The organism is Collimonas sp. OK412, from assembly GCF_900112135.1.
In the GTDB taxonomy this organism is placed as follows: domain Bacteria; phylum Pseudomonadota; class Gammaproteobacteria; order Burkholderiales; family Burkholderiaceae_D; genus Collimonas; species Collimonas rhizosphaerae.
On the sequence record NZ_FOLC01000001.1, the window covers coordinates 34,806 to 60,362 of the forward strand.

Consider the following 25,557-nt stretch of genomic DNA (forward strand, 5'->3'; position numbering starts at 1 on the left):
TCTGAATATATGCTTAAAAATTTTGTCCGGTACGTCCGCTTGCCGGCCTGAATCTCGCCGTTGCTTACTCCCTAAACCTCGATTGAAAACCGCTCCAGATTGGTACGTTTTCTGGATTTTTGTCGTTCAACTCCCTTGATAAATCGTGAGTCACAACAAGGGGATGTAAAAAACTCCGATAGGGATCTAAATTAAGGCGGGTCACGAACATGGAAAACCGCCAAAAGTAGCACTGCGTCACCGCGTAATAATTGAATTGCACATACCGCGTGGGTACTTCACCTGCGCCGACATTGGGGCAAATTTTAATTACGACAAGGGTGATCTATGCCGAAGCAACATGCGGAATATAACAACGCAAAAACAGAAAAAGTCAGTACGTTTTACACGAAGTTGAAGGAAACGGCGGTCAGCAGCACCGGCGTGTTTGATTCCGCGAGCGCCGGCGCGTTCATTGCCGACGCGCAGAGTCTGTCGGCATCGATTACCGGCGTCGAGGTTCCTGAGAATTTACAGATTCTCTTTGATGAGTCCGGCGATGGCCGCGCCGGCATCGCGGGCGCTATTCTGGACGGTGCGGCCTTCTACGAAGCTGAACACGGCGTAGAACCGACCGCGGATGTGCTGGAATGGGCTATTCACCAGGCCTATGCAACTTCGGAAAGCGCGCGCTCCAAGTACAAACTCGATTCGGCGTCAAATCTGGCACATGATCCTATGTCGTTGCAACAGAACCGCGCCGTAATCTCGATTACAGCCGCCATGGCCGAAGCCATTCCTGTGGCGAACTATCTGCCTGCCGATATCGGGTCCAACGAAGCACCGCTGGTGATCGTCTCGCACGAAGCCGGTAGCACCTTCGGCCATTATGGCGCCGGCGACCTGATGGACGGCGTCTTGAGCGGCCGCGCCTACACATCGGCACAGCGCACCCACTTGCTGAAACGCACCGGTGACGATTTCGGCGGCAAGGTCACGCCGATTCAGCTGACGGCGGATACCTGCGACCAGGATGCGCCGTCGGCCAAGTTGCTCAAGGGTCGCACCATCATCTACATCAACGGCTTGCCGGTGGCGAAAGAGACCAGCGCTGATGCGCCTGCTTCGGCGTCACCGATTAGCGGCTATGTCCGCCTGGGCGGCACGCTCTTCACTGTGTCCGGTTCGATGAATTCGGATACTGGTGCGGTGAAAGTCACGACTGTGCCAGCTTTGCCGGCGAATACGCCAGTGATTGCCGAGGCGGTCATCGACTTCGAGAACAACAAGGGCATTATCCCGATCGTCAATACCATTGCGACACGCTTTCTTTTGCGTGCTTCGCCATGGAAGGCCAACGCCTTTGTGTCGACCGATAGCCAAACGCAGATGGCCAATGAAATCGGCTTGAATCCCATGGGCGAATCCATGTTGGCAATTCGTAATCAATTTGCCAATGAACGCCATTACCAGGTGCTGGAGAAGGCCGCCCGCATTGGTGCCAACAATGCCATGGTCTGGGATTTTAAGTGGGATACGCAAGGTCTGGAAAAGACTCGTGCGCAGATCTGGCAAGACGGCTCCTGCATCCTCGGTGCGGCCAGCCAGCAGATGGCCGAAGACACGATGGATCACGGCATCACCCATTTGTACGTATCGAAGAAGATGGCGGCGATGATCCAGGGCTTGCCAAGCACTTTGTTTGTCCCGTCAGGTGTGACTGCCCGTCCTGGCATCTATCGCGTTGGTCGCCTGTTCGGTATGTACGAAGTGTATTACTCGCCGCGCATCGTGGACGTGGACCAAAAAACGACCCGCATTATCTGTATCGGTCGCTCGACCCAGGTGGCGCGTAATCCGTTTGTGTTGGGCGACGCTGTGGCCCCGATGTTGATCAACATGAACGCCGACGAAGATCAGCGCTACAAGCAAGGCTTCTATGCGCGCAATTTCACGGCGGTCAATCCGCATCTCCCGTCAGCCATGGGATGCGCTGTCATCGAAGTGATCAATCTCGACTAATCCACCCACACCGAAGGAGCGGCACAAATGGCAAACACATTACATTTGGGCGCTTCTTCCCTGACGGGGAAGAGCGTCAATGCATTGGTCGAAGAGACATTCGGAAAGTCCGAGTTTCCTCTCGCCTTGCGACTTACGAATAACACACCGCGTAATCTGGTATTTCCAGATATCCGGGCCGAGCTGAAGCCGAATTTCAGTGCGCCAGACAACCAGATCGAGGTCACGTTCAAGGATCACGCCCAGCTGACGCGCTTTGCGTCGGATGTGGATTCCTTGTCGGAGCTGAACCAATGGGGCGATGCGATGGCACTGGACGCGCTGGACGGCGGCCAACTTGATGAGGTGACCGCCAAGGTTCCTGCTGGCGGTAAAGGCCAGAAAAAGGCTGCGACGGAACCAAAATCGCCGGCGAACACCGTAGCGGACGACGCGTCGAATATCGACAAAAAATAAGGAATTTCTATGTCTACTGCTTTTAACCGGCAGCTTGGCTCTCAATCTGGTGTCCAATTGAATCCCTTGCGGGATATGACCGATGGCTATGCCCCGGATAACTCCGATCAGGTGTTCGGCATCATAATGCGCGCCACACGCGGGCGCATCGATAAGCCGTTCCGGGTGAATCGCGGCAACTTCCAAAAGAAGCTCGGCCGCGGTGAGTCGTTGCGCGCGTCGGCGCTGAACGAGGCACATATCCACGTCTATGAGGCCTTACAGAAGGGCGCGGCGTCAGCAGTGGTGCAGCGGCTGACAACCAATGCTGCCGTGCTGTCGATCATCATCGTGACCCAGCCGGAGGCCCCGGCAATGGACTTGCAATTTACGGTTGCTACTGATGTGCCGACCGATAAACCATTTTTGTTATCTGTAAAGCATCTTGAGTGCTACAACGACGGCGTGGTGGTCGAGTTGCATGCCGATGCGGTGACGGAGAACGGCGCTCCGGTAGCTAATCGCATGGTGACGCTGCGTTTACGCGACAAAGACCACAATACGCTCTACGAATTTGTTGGATCACTCAATCCGGAAGAGCTGGACGACTATCAGCAAAGCGCCTATTTGCCCGATGTGGTGGAGCGCACGACCGACAACGTTGAGGTGCTGGTCGGTGGTGATGCCCAGATTGCGCCTACGTCTAATGCGTATGGGCGGGATGCTAATGGCCGGCCCAGGTTCGCCATTTCTCCGGTAATGGCCTATTTTACCGAGGGTAGCACCGCCTACGGTGTATCGGATTTTGCGCGTGCGCGGGATTTGTTGCAAAAGACCGAGCACGATTACGCTTATATCGTCAGTGGTGGTTCACATGCGCCGGCGCTGCTGTCTGCCTTGGCGCAACTGGCCTATGACGCGAATCGGCAATTTGCCTGGGATGTCCCTGGCACGCTGTCGCCGGAAGCGGCCATAGCTTTCATTGCGCAACTGAACTTCGATTCTCACTACTGCCAGGCGTACTGGGCGCCGTTGAAGTCTGACGACCCGCTGGGCTTGAACGGGAAAGTGGTGCTCGGCACGTCGGCGTACAACGTGGCACGGCGCTGCTTGCGCAATGCCCAGACTGACGCCAATGGCTTTGCGCCTAAAAACTATCCGATTGCCGGCAAAAACTGGCCGCTGGATAGAACGGGCATTGTTCAGATCCATACGCCTGACGACGACTTGAGCGATCTGGCGGATGCCAAGATTAATCCGGTGATCTACGTCAAATACAACGGTGGCGGCAAATACGTGTTCAGTGATTCGCTGACTTGCGCCAAAACAGCGGTCTCTATGAAAAAGCTGATCTCGGTGGCCGATATGTCCAGCTCGATCGATGACTGGGTCACGCGCTTTGCCAAAGAGGCCTTGCAGCTTCCCATGGAAGTGTCCGTCAAAAAGACGGATGCCTTTCTCAAAAAGCTGTTCAAGGATGCTAAAACCGCGAAATGGATTGTGCCCAGCACCGAGATGGACGGAGAAGCGTTTCAGTACGTGGTGCAACCCAATGCGCTGCGGCCGGCGGATCGCATGGACGTGTCCTATTCCTTGAAGTACGACGGCACCAATCGCCAAACGTTCGTTACCCAAACACTTTCCCGCTAATCGGGCTTTACAAAATGAAAGGAAGAAGATGAGTCATTTAGCTGCAACAGCGATCCGCAATACCTTCTTTGGCAAGGATGTTGCGCATAAAGGCCGGCAGGCGGTACTGGATTCAGCATCCGATGACGAAGACAGCAATGCCGCGGCGGACTACGCCGCGACACATATCGCGCTGGGTACGGCATCAACCATCCAGGAATGGATCGAAACGGATGATCTGGATGAAGACGAAACCTTGGCTGATCGCCTCCTGGCGAATATGGTCGGCCTGGTGGACGCGAATAAAGACGGTGAGCTGAGCGACGACGAAGCCGACGTGCTGGAGACAGCATTGGAATTCGCCTGGGACTACCTGGGCGAGAAGGGCGTCTCGGATGAGGATTGCAGCAAGCTCCTGAACGATTGGGACGAAGCAGCAGCAGACCGGATTCGGGATATTCTGGCCGCCAGTTTGCCGGATGGCGATGAGGCGTCGAGCGTCGATATCGACAATTTTGTGTTTGGCGACGAGGGCAGCGACGCGGTGCTGGACGCCACCTACAAGAAGCGCATGGTGATCCGCAAGGGCAAGAAAGTGCGGATCAACAAGCGGATCTCGGGCCGCGTCCGCCTGACGGCCAAGCAGAAAGTCAGCATACGCAAGGCGCAGATGAAGGCGCACACGGCCAGCGCCACTATGCGTCGCATGAAATCGATGCGGCTGAATCGGAAGATGGGCTTGAGCAAGTAATCGTTCCCAGTTTGCATTAACACTTCAACACAGCGGGCAGCCAGGTGGATCGGCTGCCCGCAATTTTATGTCGGGTAGAAATATGACAGCGCCAGAGCAAGGCACGACGGCAGACCAGCAAATCCTCGGTTCCCAGTGGTTAGGGCTCTCCGAGCATTTGATCGCCAAAATCTATCCAGTAGATAACAAGGGGCTGCGGGAAGGGCAAGAGCAAATTGAGGTGCATGCGCCGGTGACCGCCGGCGGCAATATGGAAGCAACCCTGAATTGGCAGTCGCCATTCGAGCAGAGCAGCCCAGATAGCAAAGCGCCGGCCTTAATTGCCATGCTGCAGTCGGGGGCGCTACTGCCTGGAATGAATGATTTTTACTCGTTCTTCGGTCGAAAATCGAAGTCGGCGTCAGGCAATACCGACGTTGGCGCCATAGAACGCAATATTAAGAAATTTGAAGGCCGCACCGGCATCACCAAGTTGAACTCGACCCAGATCTTTACCGGCATGCCCCCCATAAAAATCAATGTGTCATTGGTGTTCCGCGCGTTCAGTGATCCCAAAAGGGAAGTGGCAGCGCCGCTGCAACAGCTATGGGCTTGGGCGTTGCCGCAGAAACTCAGCGGCGACAGCCTGGTCGGGCGTGCCGCCGGCGGCGGCGATGGGATCGACGGCGCGATCAACAGCATGTTCCCGTCCGTCGCGCCGCAGCTGATCGGTTTTCAGTATAAGCAGCGCACCTTGGCGCCGATGGTGATCGAGACGATCGGCGAGCCGATTGACGCGCCTATCGATCAGGATGGCTATTACACAGAAATCACCATTCCCTTGACGCTTGCGACCTTGACCGCGCTGGACCGCGACGATCTGAAGAAGATCATGGGGCCAGGTTCCTATTCGTCCAATTAATTAAGGATTCTCGAATTATATGATTGCTTTCTCACCCCTCCGAACACGTCGCCTCGCGGTCAAGTTGCGCGAGCTCTCCATTGTGAACGCCGGCGCGCTGGTCGCCGTGCCGCCCGAGCGTTTCGAAGAATCGACCACGACTTTCTTGCAGATGGTCCTCGAGTCAGCAGATGCACCGACCGAGCGCCATGTCACCGATCCAAAAAACTGGACGGTGCAAGAGCGCATGCTGGTCGTTGGCCATTACCTGGCCCACACCACAGGAGAAGAGGGCGGTGGCGCCAATTTCATGCTGGGCGACGGGTATTACATGGATTACCTGAATGTCAGCCGTGACATACCTGATTTCCCCATCTCTCTTGGCAGCCACGGCGGCGACGAATGGCAGATCTCGCCGGTGACAGGGGCGATGGCGGAAGCCATTGAGCAATTGCATGGCCATATCCCGAAAGTGGCCGGTCAGTTGCATTGGATGGTGGGCGCGATGGCCGCACAACTGTTACGGGTGGGCGAGCTGGCGCCGGATCCTGCGCTTGATTCCTTGAACTACCTGGAGTGGTTGAAAAGCCGTATGCAGATTATCAGCGAATACCCGGAATCGGAATTCTTGGGGTTATACGCGATGCGTCAACGAGGTAACAAGCTGCTGATGCATTTCTTCGAGACGGTTGAAATAGACGAGGGATTCGCAGCATTACCACATGAGGGATCGGAGGCAGAGTCATTGCCTCCTGCGCGATTTCCAGTTTCAGCCTGCGTCAGCGACTTCGCGAAGAGAATTACTGGAAAACCTGCGCAATATGGCAGTTAGCTTGAGTTTATATTCAAGCACCTCCTTTCCAGACGCGATGCGCATGGGCATATCGGATGCACGGGATTTTTTGGAATCGAAAGCATTTGACACCTGGGTGAAGAATCGGGAGTTAGAACAAAAGGTGCAGCTTGCCTTAGTGGGGCGTCTGGATGGGGTCATCAAGGCGATAGGGGGACTAGGTAAGGCAATCAGTCGTTAGGGGAAAGATGGTGTGTGCCATCGCTTCCGCTGGCACAGATCATTTATGGAAAGAGTCATGGCAGAACCAACGAGCACGCTAGCCGCAGTCTGGCTGGCAATCACGAAATACCTGTTGCCGCTGTTACCTGGCGCAGTAGGATCTGCGGTTGCCCTGAAATTCTTGGGCGAGGGTTTGAGCTGGTGGCAGAAGCTGTCCAGTTTCGCGGCCGGCCTGGCTTGCGCTATCTATATTGCGCCGGTGATGATCGATTGGTTCGCCGTCAGCGGCACGCGCGCTCACTCAGGTATTGAGTTTCTGGTTGGCCTATTTGCGCTGGCGACCGCGCGCGAGGTGTTTAAGGAAATCAACGAAGCGGACATCATCGGCACGCTCAAGCGCCGGTATCTGGGAGCAAAAAATGATCCAACTAATTAATACGCTAGCTAATCTGGTGTTATTGGTGTTTTGTTTATGGGCGGTCCTGAACAAGCATCTGGAAACGCAGGTGTTCGGTACTGCCGCACTATCCCTGGTAGCGATTACGTCCTTTGTGAACATCATGCGGCCGGACGCCTTTGGTTTTTGGAGTGAACAATCAGAAGTATTGTCGAATGTTTCCGTAGCTATTCTGGCCGTATGGTTCTGGCGCCGGTGGCATCAATGCAACTGTATGGAAAAACCATGAATCTGAGTCCTCATTTTACGTTGGAAGAGCTGGCGTTTTCGCAAACGGCGATCCGCAACAGCCTGGATAACTCGCCGCCGCCTGTCATACAGAAGAATCTCAAGCGTGTTGCCGAGACCTTGGAGCAGGTGCGGGCCCTGGTAGGCAAGCCAGTTTCGGTATCGAGCGGCTATCGATCGCCAGCCGTCAATCGGGCTGTCGGTGGCGCCAGTAAAAGCGCTCATGTGTCGGGCTTGGCGGCAGACATCAATTGTCCGGGTGTCACGCCGAAACAACTCGCCAATGCCATCAAAGCCAGTGGCATCGCCTTTGATCAGCTCATATATGAAGGCACTTGGGTACATATTGGCCTATCGGATGGGACGCCGCGTCAACAGGTGCTGACAGCCGTATTTGATAACGGCAAGGCGTCATACCAAGTGGGGATTGCATGAATCTCTTGACAATTATCTTGCCGGTGTGGGTTCGGTGGTTGACGTTAATTTCAGCCGCCGCAGTGTTCGGCACCATCGTCTATAACAAGGGCAGGCAGGTGGAAGGGGAGAAGCACATTGCTTATCTCGCTGAGCAGTCCGCACGGACCCTCAAGATCGCCAAGGCGCAACAGATGGTCGTGACGCAAACACAGATCAAGTATGTCGACCGCATCAAAACCATTATCGGAAAAGGAGAAACAATTGAAAAGCAAGTGCCGATCTACATCACACAAGCGGATAACGCTCGCTTTGCTGTCAATGCAGGCTTTGTGCGCTTGTACGACGCCGCCTGGTCCGGTGACGATCCCGGACCTGCCGCCGATTCTGACCGAGAACCCGCCAGAATTTCGCTTGCTCAGGTCGCTGCCGTTGACGCCAGCAACGCTACCACTTGTCGCGCCTGGCGAGAATTGGCGTTAGGGCTACGCGAATATTATGCACATCTGCAAGCGGCCACAAATGCGACCAAACAATTTTAGTGACTGTTATAGTTTTTAACGCAATTTGGAAAAACGCCGAGCTCCCAGGTTACGCGCGAGGTTCGCGGGGAAATCGGTTGCATCAGCATGACGCAAAATAACGCGTTTATGCGGTATTCCTATGATATCGAATCATCGATAGCGCGTAGGTATTATTTCCCTGTAGAAATACGTTGTTTTGATGCAACTAAATAGCACGAATTTGGGGCATCAATGTCAACCTTTGCAAAATTTTATCGTTAGTTAACAAATAACATTCAAGTCCTCACTACACTTCTCCTTTCCAAACAAAAACAGCAAAGAAAGCAGTCGAAATGGGGAAGCGTTTTAGACGTAAGGGGAACCTGTGCGATTTCGCCAAGGGCGTTAGCCTGGCTTTGCTATTGGCCGGCGCCATGCCTATTGCGCACGCTCAATCGGTGCAGACACCGGACAGCGAAGAGCAGCGCCGCCGTAGCCAGGCCGAAGCGCAGGAGAGGCAACGACAATTGCAGGCGCCGAATGTTAATTTGCAAAGCGCTGCGCCGGCAGAGGAAATCGACAGCCTTGCGCTACCGACCGAATCCCCTTGTTTCGCCATTCATCAATTCATCCTGGACGTGCCTGCGCAGCTATCGCCCGCGATTCGCGCTGCCGGCGCCAGCGATCTGCCGTTTGATCACTTCCGCTTTGCGCAAAATTACCTGCGTCGCTACGACGGCGCCTGCGTCGGCAAAAGCGGCTTAGACCTGATCGTCAAACGTCTGACGGCCTTGATCTTGAGCAAAGGCTATAGCACAACCCGTATCGGCATTCCCGGACAAGATATTGCCGGCGGCGCGCTCAAACTCGTCCTGGTGCCAGGCGTGATTCGTGCGATCCGCTTTAGCGATCCGACCTTGTACGGTACTTGGAAAACCGCTTTTCCGACCGGCCCCGGCAAGCTGCTCAATCTGCGCGACCTGGAGCAGGGGCTGGAACAAATGAAACGGATTCCCAGCCAGGACGTGGACATGCAGATTGTCCCAGGCGAGACGCCGGGCGAAAGCGATGTCGTGATCTCCGTGAAACGCAGCAAGCCGTGGAAGCTGACCGGCACGCTGGACGATAGCGGCGCCAAGGGCACCGGCAAGCTGCAAGCAGGTTTGAATCTGTCGGTGGACAATCCGCTGGGACTGAACGACCTGTTCAACATTGGGATTACGACCGACGCCGACCGCAAGGCCGGCCAGCGCGGTACGACCGGGAATAATGTGTACTACGCAGTCCCTGCAGGCTACTGGAATTTTGCGGTTTCCGGCAGCACCTACGATTACCACCAGCAGGTGGCGGGAGCCAATGAAACCTTTGTTTCCAGCGGCAAGTCGCGCAATCTGGAACTCAAGATTGCACAGCTATTTCAGCGTGACCAGGTGCAAAAGAATAGCTGGCAGTTCAAGCTCGGCAAGCGCTGGAGCCACGGCTATGTGGCCGATACCGAAATTCAGAAACAAAACCTCGACACCACGTTTGCCGAGGTGGCCTGGGTACATACCCATTACTTCGGCAGTGCGCAGCTCGACCTGACGGTTGCCAATAAATGGGGTGTCGGCTGGTTCAACGGTCAAACCTATGCCAAGGACGTATTAGGCCAGGAAGACCCCAGCACGAACAATCTGCACTACACCTTGCAGACCATCGATGCCACCCTCAGCGTGCCGTTCAAGATCGCCAGTCAACCTTTGACCTACATCGGCACGTTTCGCGGTCAACTCTCACGTTCGCAATTAAATCTGATAGATCAGTTCAGTATCGGAAATCGGTACACGGTGCGCGGTTTCGACGGTGAGCTAACACTGGCCGGGGAACGCGGTTTCTTTCTGCGCAATGAATTGAATCTGCCGATTGCCAATAGCGGCCAATCGGCCTATATCGGCCTCGATGTCGGCAAGGTCTACGGTCCGAGTGTGCAATATCTGCTGGGCGACAAGCTGGCCGGCGCCGCCATTGGTGTTCGCGGCGGTCTGTTTGGTCTGGCTTACGACGTGTTTTCCAGCTGGGCGCTGTATAAGCCCGAAGGTTTTAGCACTGCCATGCCGGCAGTCGGTTTCAACCTGAGTTACCAATACTAATACCTGCGTTGTCCTTACCCTGAATCGGATCACCAAGATGAACAAGCAAAATTTCCGCGTCATTTTTAATAAAAACCGTGGCATGTTGATGGCGGTGGCGGAGAACGTAACCAGCCAGGGTAAAGGATCGGAAGCAGGCAGCACGTCGAGCGCGACTGGTGCACCGCTGATGCGCTTTGCACAGTTGACGGTCGCGGTAGCCGCTCTGTTTGGCGGCGTCACGCTGGTGTCCGCACAGATTGTTGCTGATCCGAATGCCGGTAACCGTCGACCGACCGTCACGCAAACCGCCAACGGCATTCCCCTGGTGAATATCGTAGCGCCGAACGGCGCGGGCGTGTCGCAAAATCAGTACACGCAATTCTCGGCCGGCAATGCAGTGCTCAATAATTCCGCAACGAGCGTGCAAACGCAGCAGGCAGGATGGGTGGCTGGCAATGGCAATCTCACGCCTGGCAATTCGGCGCGGATTATCTTGAACGAAGTGACCGGCACCAGTCGCAGTCAGCTCAATGGTTATATTGAAGTGGCCGGGCAGAAGGCGCAGGTAGTGATCGCCAACGTCAACGGTATTTCCTGCTCTGGATGCGGCTTTATCAACACCTCGCGTGGTGTCTTGACGACCGGCACGCCGGTGTTCGGTGGCGACGGCAGTTTGCAGGCATTTCGGGTAACACGCGGCGATATTCAGATCGGTGCAAACGGCTTGAATGGCAACAACCTGGATCAACTGGACCTGATTGCGCGTTCGGTGTCGGTGAATGGTCAGTTGTGGGCGAATAATCTCAATGTGGTGGCTGGTGCCAATACGGTCAATTACGCCGACCTTGGCGTGCAAGTGATCCAGGGCGATGACGGCAAGCCGACAGTGGGGATAGATGTTGCGTCAATCGGCGGCATGTACGCCAATAAAATCAAACTTGTCGGGACGGAAGCCGGTGTCGGCGTCGTTAGCCTCGGCAATATCGCAGCGCAAGCCGGGGATCTGAATATCGATAATCAAGGCATGATCACCCTGAACGGCAAGACTACGGCCAGCGGCCAGGTGCGTATTGTCGGCAATGACGGTATCACGAATTCGGGGACGTTGTACGGGCAGCAGGCCGTGCAGCTCTATAGCGCAGGTCAGATTGCCAATAGCGGCACGGTCGCGGCGCAGAGCGACTTGGGTCTGTTCTCAGGCAGCATCAATTCGACCGGCGCATTAGGCGCGGGGGTCGACGCAAACGGCCACGCCACGCAAGCAGGCAGCATCAGCCTCACAGCGGCAGGCAACATCGCGGTCACCGGCCAGAATACGGCGAGTACCGATATTCAGATCGGCGGCGCAGTTCTCAACCTCGCGCATGCGCAACTCAACGCCGGGCGTAATGTCGGCCTGGCCGCACGCGCCGGTGGCATCGATCAAACAGGCGCTTCGCTGCAAGCGGCAGGTACGGCGACAATCAATGCCACGGGCCTTGTCGTCAATGACCAGGGCAGTGTCAATGCCGCACAGATTGGGATCAACGCCGGCAGCTTGTCGAACACCGGCGGCAGCATATCGCAATCGGGCACCGGCGACACCAGCATTGTGACTTCCGGCGCATTGAACAACGCGGGTACTATCGCCACCAACGCCAATAATCTGTCGATCCAGTCGGGCAGTCTGAGCAACAACGGCGGTCAGATCAATCATGCAGGATCTGGCACGACCACGATACAGACCGGCACTTTCTCTAACGTCCAGGGAGCCATTGCGACCAATGGCGCGGCGAGGATCACGGCAGGCGCTGCCACCAACAACGGAACGATGACCGCGCAGCAGACGCTGGATCTGACGGCGACTTCGCTGAACAACAACGGCGGCACACTGGCCTCCAACGCCGCCATGTCGGTCAATGCCGGTACGCAGTTGACCAACAGTGCCGGCACCATCCAGGCCGGCACTACGGCCAGCCCGAGCAGCGTCAAAGTCACTGCGGCTAACCTGGATAACAGCAGCGGTGCGCTGGGCGCGGGGACGATCGATCTGGAAGCCACCAACCTGGTCAATGCTGCCGGCAAGATCATCCAGAACAATACGAACGGTACAGCGACTATCAACGTGTCGCAGTTGTTAAACAACAGCAAGGGCATTATTGGTGTTGTTGCCAATAATGTGACCGTAGCAGCGGGGACCATCAATAACGATAGCGGCTCACTCGCCCATACAGGCGCCGGTGCTTTGACGGTCAACACGGGCGCGTTGTCGAACAATGGCGGCGTGCTGGGCACAAACGGCGCTGCCACAATCACGGCTAGTTCCATCGTGAACCAGGGCGGCAAGTTGACAGCGGTCGGTAACGAATCGGTCACCAGCACCGGCAATGTCGACAACAGCCAGGGCGGTTATATCGGCGGTGCGGCGGTGACTGTGAATGCGACAGGCGGTCAGATCAACAACCAGGCCGGCGTCATCGAAGGCGCGACGGCAGGGGCGACAGTGAACACCCAGGCGCTCAATAACGCCGCCGGTAAAATTCAGAATCTCGGCACGGGTGCGGTTGCCGTGACTGTCGCCCAGGCACTGAACAACGCCACAGGCAGTATCAGCGGTAAAGGTGCCGTGACGGCGAATGCCGGCAGTATCAACAATGCCGCCGGTGCCATTGGCGCATTGGGCGACTTATCCGTGTCTTCTTCCAGTACGCTCGACAACACCAACGGTTCCATAGAGGCCATGGGCAATGTGGCAGCCACTGCCCAGGGCGCATTGACGAACGTCGGTGGCAAAATTGAGGCGCTGGGTAGTACCGGCCAGTTGCAGGTAGCTGGTACCACGATAGATAATACCAACGGCAAGATCATCAATATCGGCAGCGGCCAGACCACGGTGGCTGCTACCACCAGCCTCACCAACGCGAATCCGTCCGCTGTTTCGGGCGCCGGGCTGATCGGCGGCGCCGGTGACGTGACCATTGCCACCCCAATCCTGTCCAATACCCAAGGCGGGCAAGTGATCGCTGGTGGTGCGTTGAATCTCAATACGCCGAATAGTGTAAACAATACCGGCGGCCAGTTGATCGCCACCAATACGCTGACGCTCAATCAGTCCGGCACGACGTTGACTAATGTCGGGGGAGCGATTAGCGGCGGCAATGTCGCGCTGACCACGGCCAGCATCGACAATAGCAACGGTTCCATTGCCAATCCTGCCGGCAGCGGCAACATAGCGATCAACACCGCGACGCTGACCAACACGAACGGCGCTATTGGCAGCGGCCAGGATCTGCAACTGGCGGCTAACACCTTGACCGGCGATGGCAAAATCGTGGCTGGCCGTGACGGCAATGTCGGCCTGCAGGGTGACTACACCTATGACGCCGGCAATCAGATCACCGCAAACCGTAACCTGACGCTGTCCACCACCGGCAATCTGGTCAATACTGGCACCTTAGCCGCCGCTGGCAATATTTCGCTGAACGCCGCCAACGTGTGGAATGCAGCCGGCGCCGACATTGCGTCAGGAAATCCAGGCGACACGACAACGGGCACCACGACCATCAATGCCGGCGCTGGCGGTATCGCCAATGCCGGCCGCATTGAGGGCAACAACGTCAATACCACCAGCAATCAGCTTGGCAATACCGGCACGCTGATCGGCAACAAAGTGACCGTGAATGCCAATACGGTGACCAATGACGGCGCGGCGGCCATCATTGCCGGCGTCAATCAGGTCAACCTGTGGGTAGCCAACACGCTGACTAACCAGAATGGCGCGACGCTCTACAGCCTGGGTGACCTGAACATTGCTGCCAATGGCGCCAAGGATGCGAACGGCTACCTATTCAACCAGACCGGCACCATCAATAACCTGTCGTCGATGATCGAGGCCGATGGCACCTTGAACATTGCTGCGAACCAGATCAACAATGTGCGGCAGAATGTGCAGACCAACACGGTGACGGTGTCCGATACGACCAGTACCATGACACAATCACCATGGTGGACCTCGCTTGCGCCAGGTAGTACGCCTACCCGCAATTCAAATACGCAGATGCATAATGACTATTATCTCAATCCGTCATCTATCGTCTCGGTCACACCAATAGTGACGCCGGACGGCTATTTGATCTACAAGGCGGTGGTGAACCTGTCAGCTAATGATTCGGCGTTCCAGATCATGACAGGCGGTTTAGTCTATCCATTGCCCAATGGCGCCGGCGATATCCAATACATGAGCCAGTCACGGGTGGCAGCGACTGCCGGCCAGCAAGTGATTTACTTTACGGCACGCACCGACAATCAGGTCAATCCCGACCAGATCGCCGGTAACAGCGCCTGGGCCGATTACAACGCCAATACCTTCCGCAATGTGTTGGGGACGATTACCTATTCGAATCAATACGGCAACTGCACCACCAATTGCGTGCGTTTGATCACGATTCCCGACTATACCGACCCAACCGCGACGTTCCAGAATGATACTCAACTGCGCCACGCTTACTTCCCCGGCAGCTATCCGGTCGAGGTCGAACGGATTGCACATCAGGTCGTGACAGAAACCCAACTGGCGACGACGACCGGCGCCCCGGCCAAGATCACCTCGGGCGGCGATATGCACATGGCTATCGGCACGCAGTTGAACAATAACAACGGCCAAATCGCTGCAGGCGGCAATCTGACCATAGACGGCGTGGCGTCAGCGGACGGCAGCAACAATACGAAAATCGTCAACACCAGCACGCAATTGACGCGGACCTATTCATCGACCAACCAGTCTGGATTCGGTACGTCAGACAGCTTGCCGGCGCCAGCGGTGGAATGGACGACCTGGAGCAATACGCCGATTACGCTAAATATTGGCGTGGCAGGTGGCACGATCACCAGCAATCAGGCCGTGTCGATTTCGGGTGGTCAAGTCAGCAATAACAGTGTGGGCGCCTCAACGCGCCCTGTTGGCACCAGTGCAGGATCGCTGGGCCTGGGTGATGGCATAGTGCCGCTTTCCCTGGTCGGTGGCGGTAATGTGGGCAGCATCCCGGTCGTTGTGCCGGGTGCTGCGCGTGTTGTCGACGGTGCGCGTGCCGGCGCGGTCAATACCGTGTTGCCAACTAACGGTCTGTATTCCGTGCGGCCGCAGCCGAATCAACAGTATCTGATCGCCACCGATCCGCGCTTTACGCAATACGGTAATTTCATCTCCAGCGACTACATGCTGGGTCTGCTGGGCATCAATCCGGCGGCTACGCAAAAACGCCTGGGGGACGGCTTCTATGAAGAAAAGCTGGTCACTGACCAGGTCACGAATTTGACCGGCAAGCGCTATTTGAATGGGTACGCCAGTGCCGAGGACGAATACAAATCGTTGATGACCAATGGCGCACAGTACGCCAAGCAGTTCAATATGGTGCCCGGCCTGGCGCTGTCTGATGCGCAGATGGCGGCACTGACCACCGACATAGTCTGGCTGGTGAGCCAAACTGTGACTCTGCCGGACGGCAGCCAGCAAACTGTGCTGGTGCCGCAAGTGTATCTGGCGAAGAATATGGACTTGACGCCGACCGGCGCTTTGATTGCCGGCGATGCGGTGAGCATCCAGGGTAAGGACATCATCAATACCGGCGGCACGATCTCGGGCAAGCAGCAGCTGTTATTGGCTGCCGATCACGACATCAGCAACATCGGCGGCACGCTTTCCGGCGGTAATATTGGCCTGTTTGCGGGCAACAATATTCTCGATCAATCCGTGACCAACACGGCGATCAGCAACTTCGGCAACAACAGTTCGACCGTTACGGCAGTCGGTGCGGTCGGCAAGATCGCCGCGACGAACAATTTGGTCATGTCCGCCGGCCAGAATCTGACTTTGCATGGTGCCCAGGTCGGCGCCGGCGGCAACGCGATGCTGACCGCAGGCAATGCGATCAATGTTGAAACTGTCGCAACAGGCACGCATTATGTGTCGCAGGCCGGGAGCACCACTACCGACCAGCAAGTCACGCATTCCGTCGGCAGCACGGTTGCAGCGGGCGGCAATCTTGGGCTGGTGAGCAAGGGCGACCTGACCGTGACAGCGGGCAATCTGTCGGCAGGCAAGGATATGCTGGTGGCCGCCGGTGGCAACGTCACGATTCAGAACGCGACGGACAACAACAGTTTCCACTCGGAGGGGCAAGGTAAGGCCGGCCATACCGAAGGATCGCAGGTTCTGGACGAACATATGCAGAACGCCGTCGGCAGCAGTTTGACGGCGGGGGGCAATGCGACGGTACTGGCCGGCGCCCAGCAAGATGCTTTCGGTAATGTGGTCTTGGTCAAAGGCGCGCCAGCGAAGGATTTGACGCTCACCGCCAGCACGATCACAGCGGGAACCAATGCAGACGGCCTGGGTAATGCCACCTTGGGCGCCACGGGCAACGTCACACTAGGCGAAGCGATCTCGCATGCCGATTTTAGCCAGGAAGATCGCAGTCATAGCCACGGCCTGCTGTCCTCCAGCAGTAGTCATGATGTGATCACGAAGACCGAGAACACCGCACTGGGTAGCACGGTATCGGGTAACCAGGTCAATGTAACCGCCGGCAACGATGTGACGGTGCGCGGCAGCGGTATTGCGGCCACCAGCGACCTGAACATCAGTGCCGGCAACAACGTCAATATCGTGACGTCCCAAAGCAACCAGACGGAAACGGGTCTCCATGAGAAGTCGAAATCGGGGCTGATGGGTAGCGGCGGGATTGGCTTTACGGTAGGCAACCGTTCGCAGAACGGCACGGAAACGGCGACTTCCACAACCAATAACAGCAGTACCGTGGGCAGCATTGACGGCAACGTCAATATCAACGCCGGCAACACCTACAATCAGAGCGGCAGCAACGTGATCGCCATGAAAGGCGATATCGGGATTGCGGCGCAAAAGGTCAATATTGTTGCGGTCAAGGACACCAGCAGTGATACGCAGACCAGCGCATATAACCAGAGCGGTTTGACGCTGGCGGTGTCGGCGCCGGTGATCACCGCCATCCAAGGTATCCAGCAGATGGGCAATGCGGCCAGTAAAACGGACGATACGCGCATGAAGGTGTTGGCCGGTGCGGCAGCCGGGTCGATGGCTTACAACGCTTACGACGGCGTCGCCCAAAATGCTGCTGCCGGTAAAAGTCAAGCCACCGGCTTTACCGTCAGTCTGACCGTGGGATCGTCCAGCAGCAATAGCCAGAGCACACAAAGCAGCAGCACGGTGGTCGGCTCGAACGTCAAAGCCGGCGGCAACGTCTCCATCAAGGCGACCGGGGCCGGTAAAGACAGCGACATCAATGTCATCGGCAGCAATGTCAACGCCGGACAGGATGCCTTATTAAAAGCCGATGGCGACATCAATCTGAAGGCGGCACAAAGCACCACTACCCAGCAATCGACCAGTTCGTCGAATAGCGGCGCGGTCGGGATTGCGGCAACGTATGGGAAAGATGGCTTTGCTTTCGGGATTACTGCCAGCGCTTCCGGCAGCCGGGGCAATGGCAACGGCGCGGATGTAACCAATGTGAACAGCAATGTGGGGGCAGGCAATACCCTGGTGCTGTCGTCGGGGCATGACACCAATATCCAAGGTGCGGTAGCCGGCGGCAACCAGGTGTTTGCCAATGTCGGCACCAGCGGCCAGGGCAATCTGAACATCCAGAGTCTGCAAGACACCAGCACCTACAAGAGCAAAGACCAGGCTATCGGCGGCACCGTCACTATCGGTTACGGCGCTTCCGGCAGCATCAATGCAAGCCAGAGCAAGGTTGACGGCGATTACGCCAGCGTCACGCAGCAGTCGGGCATCAAGGCGGGTGACGGTGGCTTTGTGGTGAACGTCAACGGCAATACCGATCTGAAAGGCGGAGTGATTGCCAGCACGGCGACGCCGGACAAGAATCTGCTGGTGACGCAGACGCTAACACAAAGCAACATCGAGAATACTAGCCACTACAGCGCCAGCGCTGCAAGTGTAGGTGGTGGTTACGGGATCAGTGGCAGCAGCGGTGGCGGTGGCACGGCGCAGGGCGCCAATCTCTTGACGGTCCAGCAAGGCGGTCAAGGCAGTTCGTTGGGCGTGAGCAGCAAAGATGGCAGCAGCTCGGGCACCAGCTACGGCGGTGTGAGTGCAGGTACGGTGGTGATTACCGACGACAAGGCGCAACAAGCACTGACCGGACAGACTGCGGCGCAAGCGGTCGCCGCAGTCAACAATAATGTCGGTGTCACCAATGCTGGCTCGATCTCAAAGGACTGGAACGGTCAACAGCTCAACAGCCAGGTGACGGCGAATGCGCAGATTGTTGCGGCGTTTGGTCAACAGGCAGCGACGCAGATTGGTAACTATGCGGATAAACAAAGGGATAAGCTTAATCTCCAAGCCGATAGTCTCGACAAGACAGATCCAGAGCAGGCTGCATCCGTGCGGGCTGAGGCGGCGACATGGGATGAGAAGGGAAGTAATCGCGTTGCAATGCATACGGCTGCCGGTTTGCTGGGAGGCGGTTTAGGTGGGGCCGCCGGTGCGCTGGCTTCAGCGGAAGCAATGACGACCATCAGCGATGCCATCAAGGGAATGGGGTTGCCGGATTCTGTGAGTAGCGGCTTGGCGCAAATCGCTGCAACCGCGCTGGGTGCCGCAGTCGGAGGCGGTTCTGGCGCCGCTGCTGCGTTAAGTGTGGATGCCAATAATCGGCAGTTGGATAAAAAAGAAGTCGACAAACTGCGTGAGCTGATGCAAGGGAAAAGCCCTGAGGAGCAGCAACGTTTAGTCGATGCTGCTTGTGCGAAAATCCGTTGTGCTGACGGCATGTCGGATACCAATCCTGCGAAGGCTGATGCGGTGACGTCGCAGCAGAGGGGGCAAGACTATGTCAACGAACAAAACACGCTCACTAGCACCGGACTGTTTACCTACGGTGCATTAGCTACAGCGGGCGACGCCGCAAGTAGTGTTGCGGATTCAGTCAGCAGACAACCGATAGGCAGGCTTGCCAGTCTGGCCGCTGGACAAGCGATAGATTTGGGATACGGTATTGTCAATCTCGGCATCCAAGTGTTAAGTCACGGTCCATCGGCAATTCCACAGAGTCCGCCGGATTTCCCTGGTGATTCTAACGGGCCGACAGGCAGTGCAGGGGCGGTGGTGACAGCAACGTTACCGCTTTATTTGTGTGCCCCGCCGGTGTGTCTAATGACACCCCCTATTGTTACTGGGACGTCTGGTGCTAAATGGACCAATCTGACTTTCTCTAGTGGATCGGATTCTGGAAAAAGCAATGGTGGGAACGATGGCCTTAATAATGGTGCGACATCGAATGGAACTGCGAATAGCGCAACAGGGGCAAAGCTCACAGATGATCTCGCCTCAAACATGTTGAAGCCGCAAGTCTCGAATCCAAAACTTGCTGGGCTAATGGATGATTTGTATCGTGATGGCGCTAAGATTGGCACCGGGAGTACTGCGGATGCAGTTCGCTATGAAACCGAAACTGGAAATTCAGTCGGAGGCGTCTTTCATACCCAGAAAGCGCAGAATTATTCGACTGCACTGCAATATTGGTTAGACTCAAATCCGAACGCGTCATTTAGTGATCGTTCTGCCGCACAAAACGTGTTGAGAGATCTTCAGAATGCATTAAAGGGAAAATGATGGAAACATGGGAAGATTTTATTGTTCATTTGACGAGGGTCGATTTTCTTCGATTGGCAAGAGATGAAGCAATTGAAGACTGGGGTAGTGACATTCCAACCACTCTCTTGTTCGCGAGCATGGGAAAAAAGATTGTCGAACACTTTGATAAATGTTCAACGGATGATCTCCTATACATATTTGATGTCATCGAAGGCGGCATGAGGGAGAACAATGATGTCCTGAAAACTTATGTAGCTACAGGTCTTTTGGAGGCACTTTTTTCACGGGCTGGTAATGATATTTTGCTTTGGGAGAGAATTGACGCGCAGCTCGGAGAAGCATCAAGAAATTACTTGATAGCTTGGAGGGATTGGCATTAGCAGATTGCTTTTTAATCAGAGGCGGCAAGACTATGTCAACGAGCACGACACGCTCACCAGCACCGGACTGATTAGCTGCAGCGGGTGATGCCGCAAGTAGTGTTGCGGATTCAGTCAGCAGACAACCGATAGGCAGGCTTGCCAGTCTGGCCGCTGGACAAGCGATAGATTTGGGATACGGTATTGTCAATCTCGGCATCCAAGTGTTAAGTCACGGTCCATCGGCAATTCCACAGAGTCCGCCGGATTTCCCTGGTGATTCTAACGGGCCGACAGGCAGTGCAGGGGCGGTGGTGACAGCAACGTTACCGCTTTATTTGTGTGCCCCGCCGGTGTGTCTAATGACACCCCCTATTGTTACTGGGACGTCTGGTGCTAAATGGACCAATCTGACTTTCTCCAGCGGGCAAGACTCTGGGTCGAGTGGTGGTAGTGGCGATGGCGCTAGTGGGGCGAATAACGGGGCTAATCCTATTACATCGGGCGGTACTGCCAATGCAGTATCGGGACAAGGATTGAGGGGGCAGCTTGCCAGTGAAAATCTTGCGAATATTGCTGCTCAGGACCCAAGGTTGGCAGCTGCAGTGAAAGGAAGTAGTACGGCCAGCCCGAATTTTAGTATCGGTACTGGCACAGTAGCGGAAGCTGATCAATTAGGTCAAACTTGGGTTGGTGACGGCGCACGATTGGTCGGAAATCAAACAGCCTGTCCAGGCTGTTTGATAAGTGCGGACGGAACGAGAATCTATAGACCTCCGCAACCTAAAACTTCGTCATTTGCGACAACAGGTGTACAGGCAAACTTTGTTCAACAAACATCAACTGGAACAGTGATCAGCAATGGTCATTTGAATGTGACACCATGAAAGCGATTATTAAGTCGATGTGGATAGATAGCGCAACTATTAATTTGGATAGTTATTTTCCAGATGATCCAGAGTGTTTCTGTTTATGGATTGAGTTCAGAGTAGGTATCAAAAATGAGGACAGTGCCGATGATTTTCGATTGCTTGTTTGTACTGCGAAATGGTTGATAAACGAACTTGATCGGAAGAGTGCTACGTGGGGTCGCCACATGCTGATTGTGTCTGAGTATGATCTTGATGTGATTAAAGCTGAAATTGATTTGTGTGTTGAAAGCTGTACCGGCGAAAACTGGTCAGCCATTGCCCAAAAAATTTCCAGATTCGCGGCATGGGAATTTGAAGATTATCAATCGTAGTAATTTTCTCGCATTCATCTCAAAAAGGGCTGCATTGCGGCGACTCTTTTTATATCTATTTGACGTAAGTGCCGCGGGGTAACACAAATCAATTGTAGTAAGTATTAGATGGCATGAGTTAGTACCGACGCCAAGTGTCAACTCATAAGTCCCTATTTTCTGAGTTGCACAAAAAATAAAAATGGGAAATCTTCGAAGTATGGGAATTAGATTCAAATGGCTAGTTTTTATTTCTCTGACCATAGCTTTGGCGATTTGGCTCCTGATCCATTTGGCACCTAGAAGCACATTTTTCCCGCTCGGGTATAGCCGACTCTTATTCGGCTTTCTTCCAATGGGACTAGTATTCCTTCTTATGGGGATATCGTCACTGTATTCCGTAAAAATATGGCTAGACGATTCGCCTGCCCGGCTGTTAGGAATTGTGGCGTTGACGATGTTTTTAGTTTTTCTTTGGCCGATTGCATGTTCGATGAATACGCTACTTGATTTCGGGGCGGCTCGGGAGGTGATGGTCTATGTCAATGACAAATATGTCACCAGTGGGAAAGGGCGTTCCTGCAATCTGGTGATGGAAAATCCAGAGATTGCGAATGGACCGAGATCGTTGTCAGTTTGGGCATCTCTCTACGACTCTGTGCAAATTGGAGATCGCGTCATTTTGTCGACTCATTCTGGAGCGTTTGGAATACCGTGGTTTGATGGTACGTGGAAACTAGTTGAGGGAATGAAGAATATACCTCGTGAGTGCGACCGTGGGTAGTCGCAACGTCAAAATCACCACATCGGTGCTAACACAATTCTAATTGCAGTAAGTGCTAGATGGCATGCGTTAGCGCCGGCGCTTGCGGAAACGTCCAAAGTCACCCGAACAAATAGCAACCACGAATTCGAGAAGACAGCAAAGTAAAGTGCTCGGAATCAACGTCGCCTGGGGATATGAATCGTATTAAGATCGGCAGCACGAAATGCTGTTTTGATATTGCTCTTCTATTTCATACATACTTTAAACACCTATCACGTGTGACCCACCAATGAAAATTATTGCCGCGTTGTTCGGAAGGAAGAAATCGACTGACGCCCCAGGAAAAAAGCCCTCTTATTTGAACGCGTATGTTGAAAAGCAACTGAGTTTGATAAGTACGTGTATTTCCACCGCGGAGCTGACGGGTTTCGCAAACGATTATTCTGGGTATGTGCGTGAAGCCGCAGTGGCACGTTGTGTCGAGCTGGTCCGGCCTGATTTACTACCTGAGATAGCCCCCTGAATCACCCGGCACAGCCTATGCGATATTCTCATCGTAAATGGCTAAAACAGAAAAGAACGAAGATGGAACTTGGAAACACCTTGCATTGCAAACCGAGCATATCTTAAGCCGTTTGATTATCGCTCGATGAGCAAAGGCGAATCTGCAAGCCACATTTTAGAGAGATGTTCAGGGATACTTTCAGGGATAGTTAGGGGTATTTCAGGGGGGGGGCGCGGGCGAGACTTCTCTATGACGCCTGCCCTTGAGTTCCCCCTGAAATCCCTTTAATACGGGTTCGAAACTTGTACTTCCCACCAGAATTCCTGTTTTAAATCAATAAGTTAAGCCGGTCATGAAAGTCCCGAGGATATTCCGTCGGAATTTTCATCGATCCGAGCGTCGATTTTATTCATTTCCCGCTCGTCGTCCAGGCGATTGAGCCGCCCCATATAGTCCCCGTAAAATACATCCGGGCCGCGCCAGGCTGCGGGGTCATGTATGCTGCTTGTGCGCCCCGCGTCAATCTTGCACTTCGTACGTCGTCCTTGCCCCTCCAGTCCCCAACCATTCCAAGGGAGTGTTGCATATGGCAGTCAAGCGTGCACTGGAACCAGCGCCAACCCAATCCCTGCATTCGACGAGTGAAGAGCATGATAGCCAGGCGCCGGTAAGCGAAGGTGTATTTACCGCGCCGTTCGGCAATTACAATTACTCGCCAAGTCCTTTGCGGCGCCGCCAGGTTGACGACGATGACGGCGCGCGATGGTCCGCCGTGGCCGGCCATGGCCGCGCCGGGCTTCCGCATCAGTCCGGCAATACCGGCTTGCCGGACCAACTGAAGTCTGGCGTCGAGAATCTGTCCGGCCTCTCGCTGGATAACGTCAAAGTCCATTACAACTCGCCTCAGCCTCTCCAGTTGAATGCCCTGGCTTATACGCAAGGGACGGAGATTCATGTCGCGCCGGGACAAGAGCGGCATTTGCCGCATGAGGTCTGGCATGTGGTGCAGCAGAAGCAGGGACGGGTTAAGCCGACGGCGCAGATGAAAGGCGGGGCGGATATCAACGACGATACTGGATTGGAGAAGGAGGCGGATTTGATGGGGGCTAGAACCCTGCAAATGATCGCTGGAAAAAATACTCCTCCTTCGACCAAGCAGGCGGCATCACCACGTTTTTTGAATGTTGGCCTTCCCAATTTTGGGACCGTTCAACGCATGAAATTTAATGATGCAGGCGATGCAATAGCTGATGCTTGGGATGATGAAGAGGAATTTTCACATGACACTGAAGATGCTCAACAATTTGACGCATGGCTGCAAACCTTGGATGTACCCGCCAGCAGAAAAGTATTTGACGCTTTAGATGCATTGGACGCACCGCAACGCAACGAGGCTATAGCGAAAAGCAAAGCCATGTTAAAGATAAGCAGCGGCGAAACCCAAAATTTCAATAATCCGCTTCTGCGAACTATCCCGGAAACCCAATGGTGGAAGCTGTTTATTGATAAAGGGGCTCAAAATGCGGACGAGTCGAATTCAGTCAACGCATTGCGCTTCGATAATGAAAGTTCACCTGGATACCTGTCTGCCATGGTGAAATCGTTTGGGGAACATGTTGCTACCGCGGTGCCTGGAAATAGAGATCCGATAGGCGCGGCCGAGTACGCAGAAATGCATCGGCAAGTGGCCGCGGGAACCTTGAAGCAGGAAGACGATGGTTTCATCCAGATGCCTCAAGCCAGGAGTGGAATGAACACTTCGTTCGGGGTTTTAAGTTCACCCGGAGATTACGTGCATGAGCATGAGTTGAACCTGCCGTCACTCAGGGGGTTTCGGGAAATGGTGGCTGAAGGTTTAACCGGCACGCGGGTGGATGTGCCGCAAGGGGCGGCACCTGCCGCCGATGCACCAAGTATTGGTAAATATAATTACAAGGCAAGGAGTTCCACTGATGCGCGAGGGGCCGGCTATCGTCCGATCACGCGGATCAATAGCCTGGGAGATAACTTCAGGGCAAATACAAATTATGCTCAAGACGGCGGCGCCGCTTTAATCCAGGGGATTCTTGATCGCTACTATGTCGAGATAGCTGCTTCAGACACTCCAGAGAGGAAACTTCAATCAATTGTCAAAGCCATCCGGGCTCTCCATGTAGGGCATTTTTTCGAAGATGCAAATGGACGGCTCAATACGATGACGTTGTTAAACAGGTTCTTGATTGAAGAAGGGCTCCAACCCGTCATCATGGACAGCACCGCCATATTCGGAGGCGGTTTCAGCATTGATCAACTGGTTGGGCAAGTTGTCAGGGGGATGAGAACATTCGGGGCAGTCGCGGGAGTCGGCGAGGGTTATTTGCCTGCTGTGGATGTGCGGCGGGTTTACCAGAATGGCGGCGCAGGATTCGTGTTTGCCGACGAGATGGTAGATGAGGGAATTGGCTTCCATGTTTCCGAGGTAAGGAAATACACTATTGGCTACACCAACTTGCCCGGGAAAGCGCAAGAAATTATCCATCACTACGTTGCATTGGCCGAGAGCCAGGCGGGAAACGACACAACTGGAAAATTATTCTTCCTGGATCCAAAAATTGCTGAGCGCCTGGAACATCAGCTTGAAGCGCAAATTCTTTAGATGGTTCCT

General features: G+C 54.8%; 16 protein-coding genes. All 16 read left to right on the forward strand.

What is annotated here, in order from left to right:
* The first annotated feature begins 327 nt into the window (after positions 1-327).
* The 16 genes from BM062_RS00160 (at position 328) to BM062_RS00235 (ending at position 25,548) form a co-directional block, all read left to right on the forward strand.
* The gene (locus tag BM062_RS00160) at positions 328-2,001 is read left to right on the forward strand and encodes a hypothetical protein (protein WP_092391890.1); all 1,674 of its coding nucleotides are present in this window, start codon (positions 328-330) and stop codon (positions 1,999-2,001) included.
* Between the two features lie 27 nt (positions 2,002-2,028).
* A complete protein-coding gene (locus BM062_RS00165) occupies positions 2,029-2,457 on the forward strand; it encodes a hypothetical protein (RefSeq protein ID WP_139219949.1) in 429 nt (142 codons plus the stop codon).
* 9 nt (positions 2,458-2,466) lie between these two features.
* Positions 2,467-4,086 carry a hypothetical protein gene (locus tag BM062_RS00170; protein ID WP_139219950.1) on the forward strand — a complete coding sequence of 540 codons (1,620 nt, stop codon included), beginning with the start codon at positions 2,467-2,469 and terminating at the stop codon, positions 4,084-4,086.
* A gap of 28 nt (positions 4,087-4,114) precedes the next feature.
* On the forward strand, positions 4,115-4,816 hold the full coding sequence (locus BM062_RS00175) for a hypothetical protein (RefSeq protein ID WP_254784839.1): 702 nt from the start codon (positions 4,115-4,117) through the stop codon (positions 4,814-4,816).
* An 82-nt stretch (positions 4,817-4,898) separates the two neighbouring features.
* On the forward strand, positions 4,899-5,717 hold the full coding sequence (locus BM062_RS00180) for a hypothetical protein (protein ID WP_139219951.1): 819 nt from the start codon (positions 4,899-4,901) through the stop codon (positions 5,715-5,717).
* Positions 5,718-5,736: 19 nt separating this feature from the next.
* Positions 5,737-6,528: a hypothetical protein gene (locus BM062_RS00185; RefSeq protein WP_092391898.1), complete on the forward strand. Its 792-nt coding sequence runs from the start codon at positions 5,737-5,739 to the stop codon at positions 6,526-6,528.
* Between the two features lie 247 nt (positions 6,529-6,775).
* Positions 6,776-7,147 carry a holin gene (locus BM062_RS00195; RefSeq protein WP_371326531.1) on the forward strand — a complete coding sequence of 124 codons (372 nt, stop codon included), beginning with the start codon at positions 6,776-6,778 and terminating at the stop codon, positions 7,145-7,147.
* Positions 7,131-7,397, forward strand: a complete 267-nt coding sequence (locus BM062_RS24880) for a hypothetical protein (protein ID WP_139219952.1) — start codon at positions 7,131-7,133, stop codon at positions 7,395-7,397. The genes BM062_RS00195 and BM062_RS24880 overlap by 17 nt, the downstream gene beginning before the upstream one ends.
* A complete protein-coding gene (locus tag BM062_RS00200) occupies positions 7,394-7,831 on the forward strand; it encodes a D-Ala-D-Ala carboxypeptidase family metallohydrolase (protein ID WP_092391904.1) in 438 nt (145 codons plus the stop codon). Before BM062_RS24880 ends, BM062_RS00200 begins: the two co-directional genes overlap by 4 nt.
* Positions 7,828-8,352 carry a hypothetical protein gene (locus tag BM062_RS00205; protein ID WP_092391906.1) on the forward strand — a complete coding sequence of 175 codons (525 nt, stop codon included), beginning with the start codon at positions 7,828-7,830 and terminating at the stop codon, positions 8,350-8,352. The genes BM062_RS00200 and BM062_RS00205 overlap by 4 nt, the downstream gene beginning before the upstream one ends.
* Positions 8,353-8,666: 314 nt before the next feature.
* Positions 8,667-10,442 carry a ShlB/FhaC/HecB family hemolysin secretion/activation protein gene (locus tag BM062_RS00210; RefSeq protein ID WP_092391908.1) on the forward strand — a complete coding sequence of 592 codons (1,776 nt, stop codon included), beginning with the start codon at positions 8,667-8,669 and terminating at the stop codon, positions 10,440-10,442.
* A gap of 37 nt (positions 10,443-10,479) precedes the next feature.
* Positions 10,480-20,079, forward strand: a complete 9,600-nt coding sequence (locus BM062_RS00215) for a hemagglutinin repeat-containing protein (protein ID WP_092391910.1) — start codon at positions 10,480-10,482, stop codon at positions 20,077-20,079.
* A complete protein-coding gene (locus BM062_RS00220; protein ID WP_092391912.1) occupies positions 20,076-20,441 on the forward strand; it encodes a DUF7674 family protein in 366 nt (121 codons plus the stop codon). The genes BM062_RS00215 and BM062_RS00220 overlap by 4 nt, the downstream gene beginning before the upstream one ends.
* A gap of 341 nt (positions 20,442-20,782) precedes the next feature.
* Entirely contained in the window at positions 20,783-21,307 is a 525-nt protein-coding gene (locus BM062_RS00225) for a hypothetical protein (RefSeq protein WP_217647547.1), read from the forward strand.
* Positions 21,304-21,663: an immunity 8 family protein gene (locus BM062_RS00230; protein ID WP_092391914.1), complete on the forward strand. Its 360-nt coding sequence runs from the start codon at positions 21,304-21,306 to the stop codon at positions 21,661-21,663. The genes BM062_RS00225 and BM062_RS00230 overlap by 4 nt, the downstream gene beginning before the upstream one ends.
* Before the next feature lie 1,836 nt (positions 21,664-23,499).
* Positions 23,500-25,548 (forward strand): eCIS core domain-containing protein, encoded by a 2,049-nt coding sequence (locus tag BM062_RS00235; protein WP_092391916.1) that lies wholly within the window; start codon positions 23,500-23,502, stop codon positions 25,546-25,548.
* The last annotated feature ends 9 nt before the right edge of the window (positions 25,549-25,557 follow it).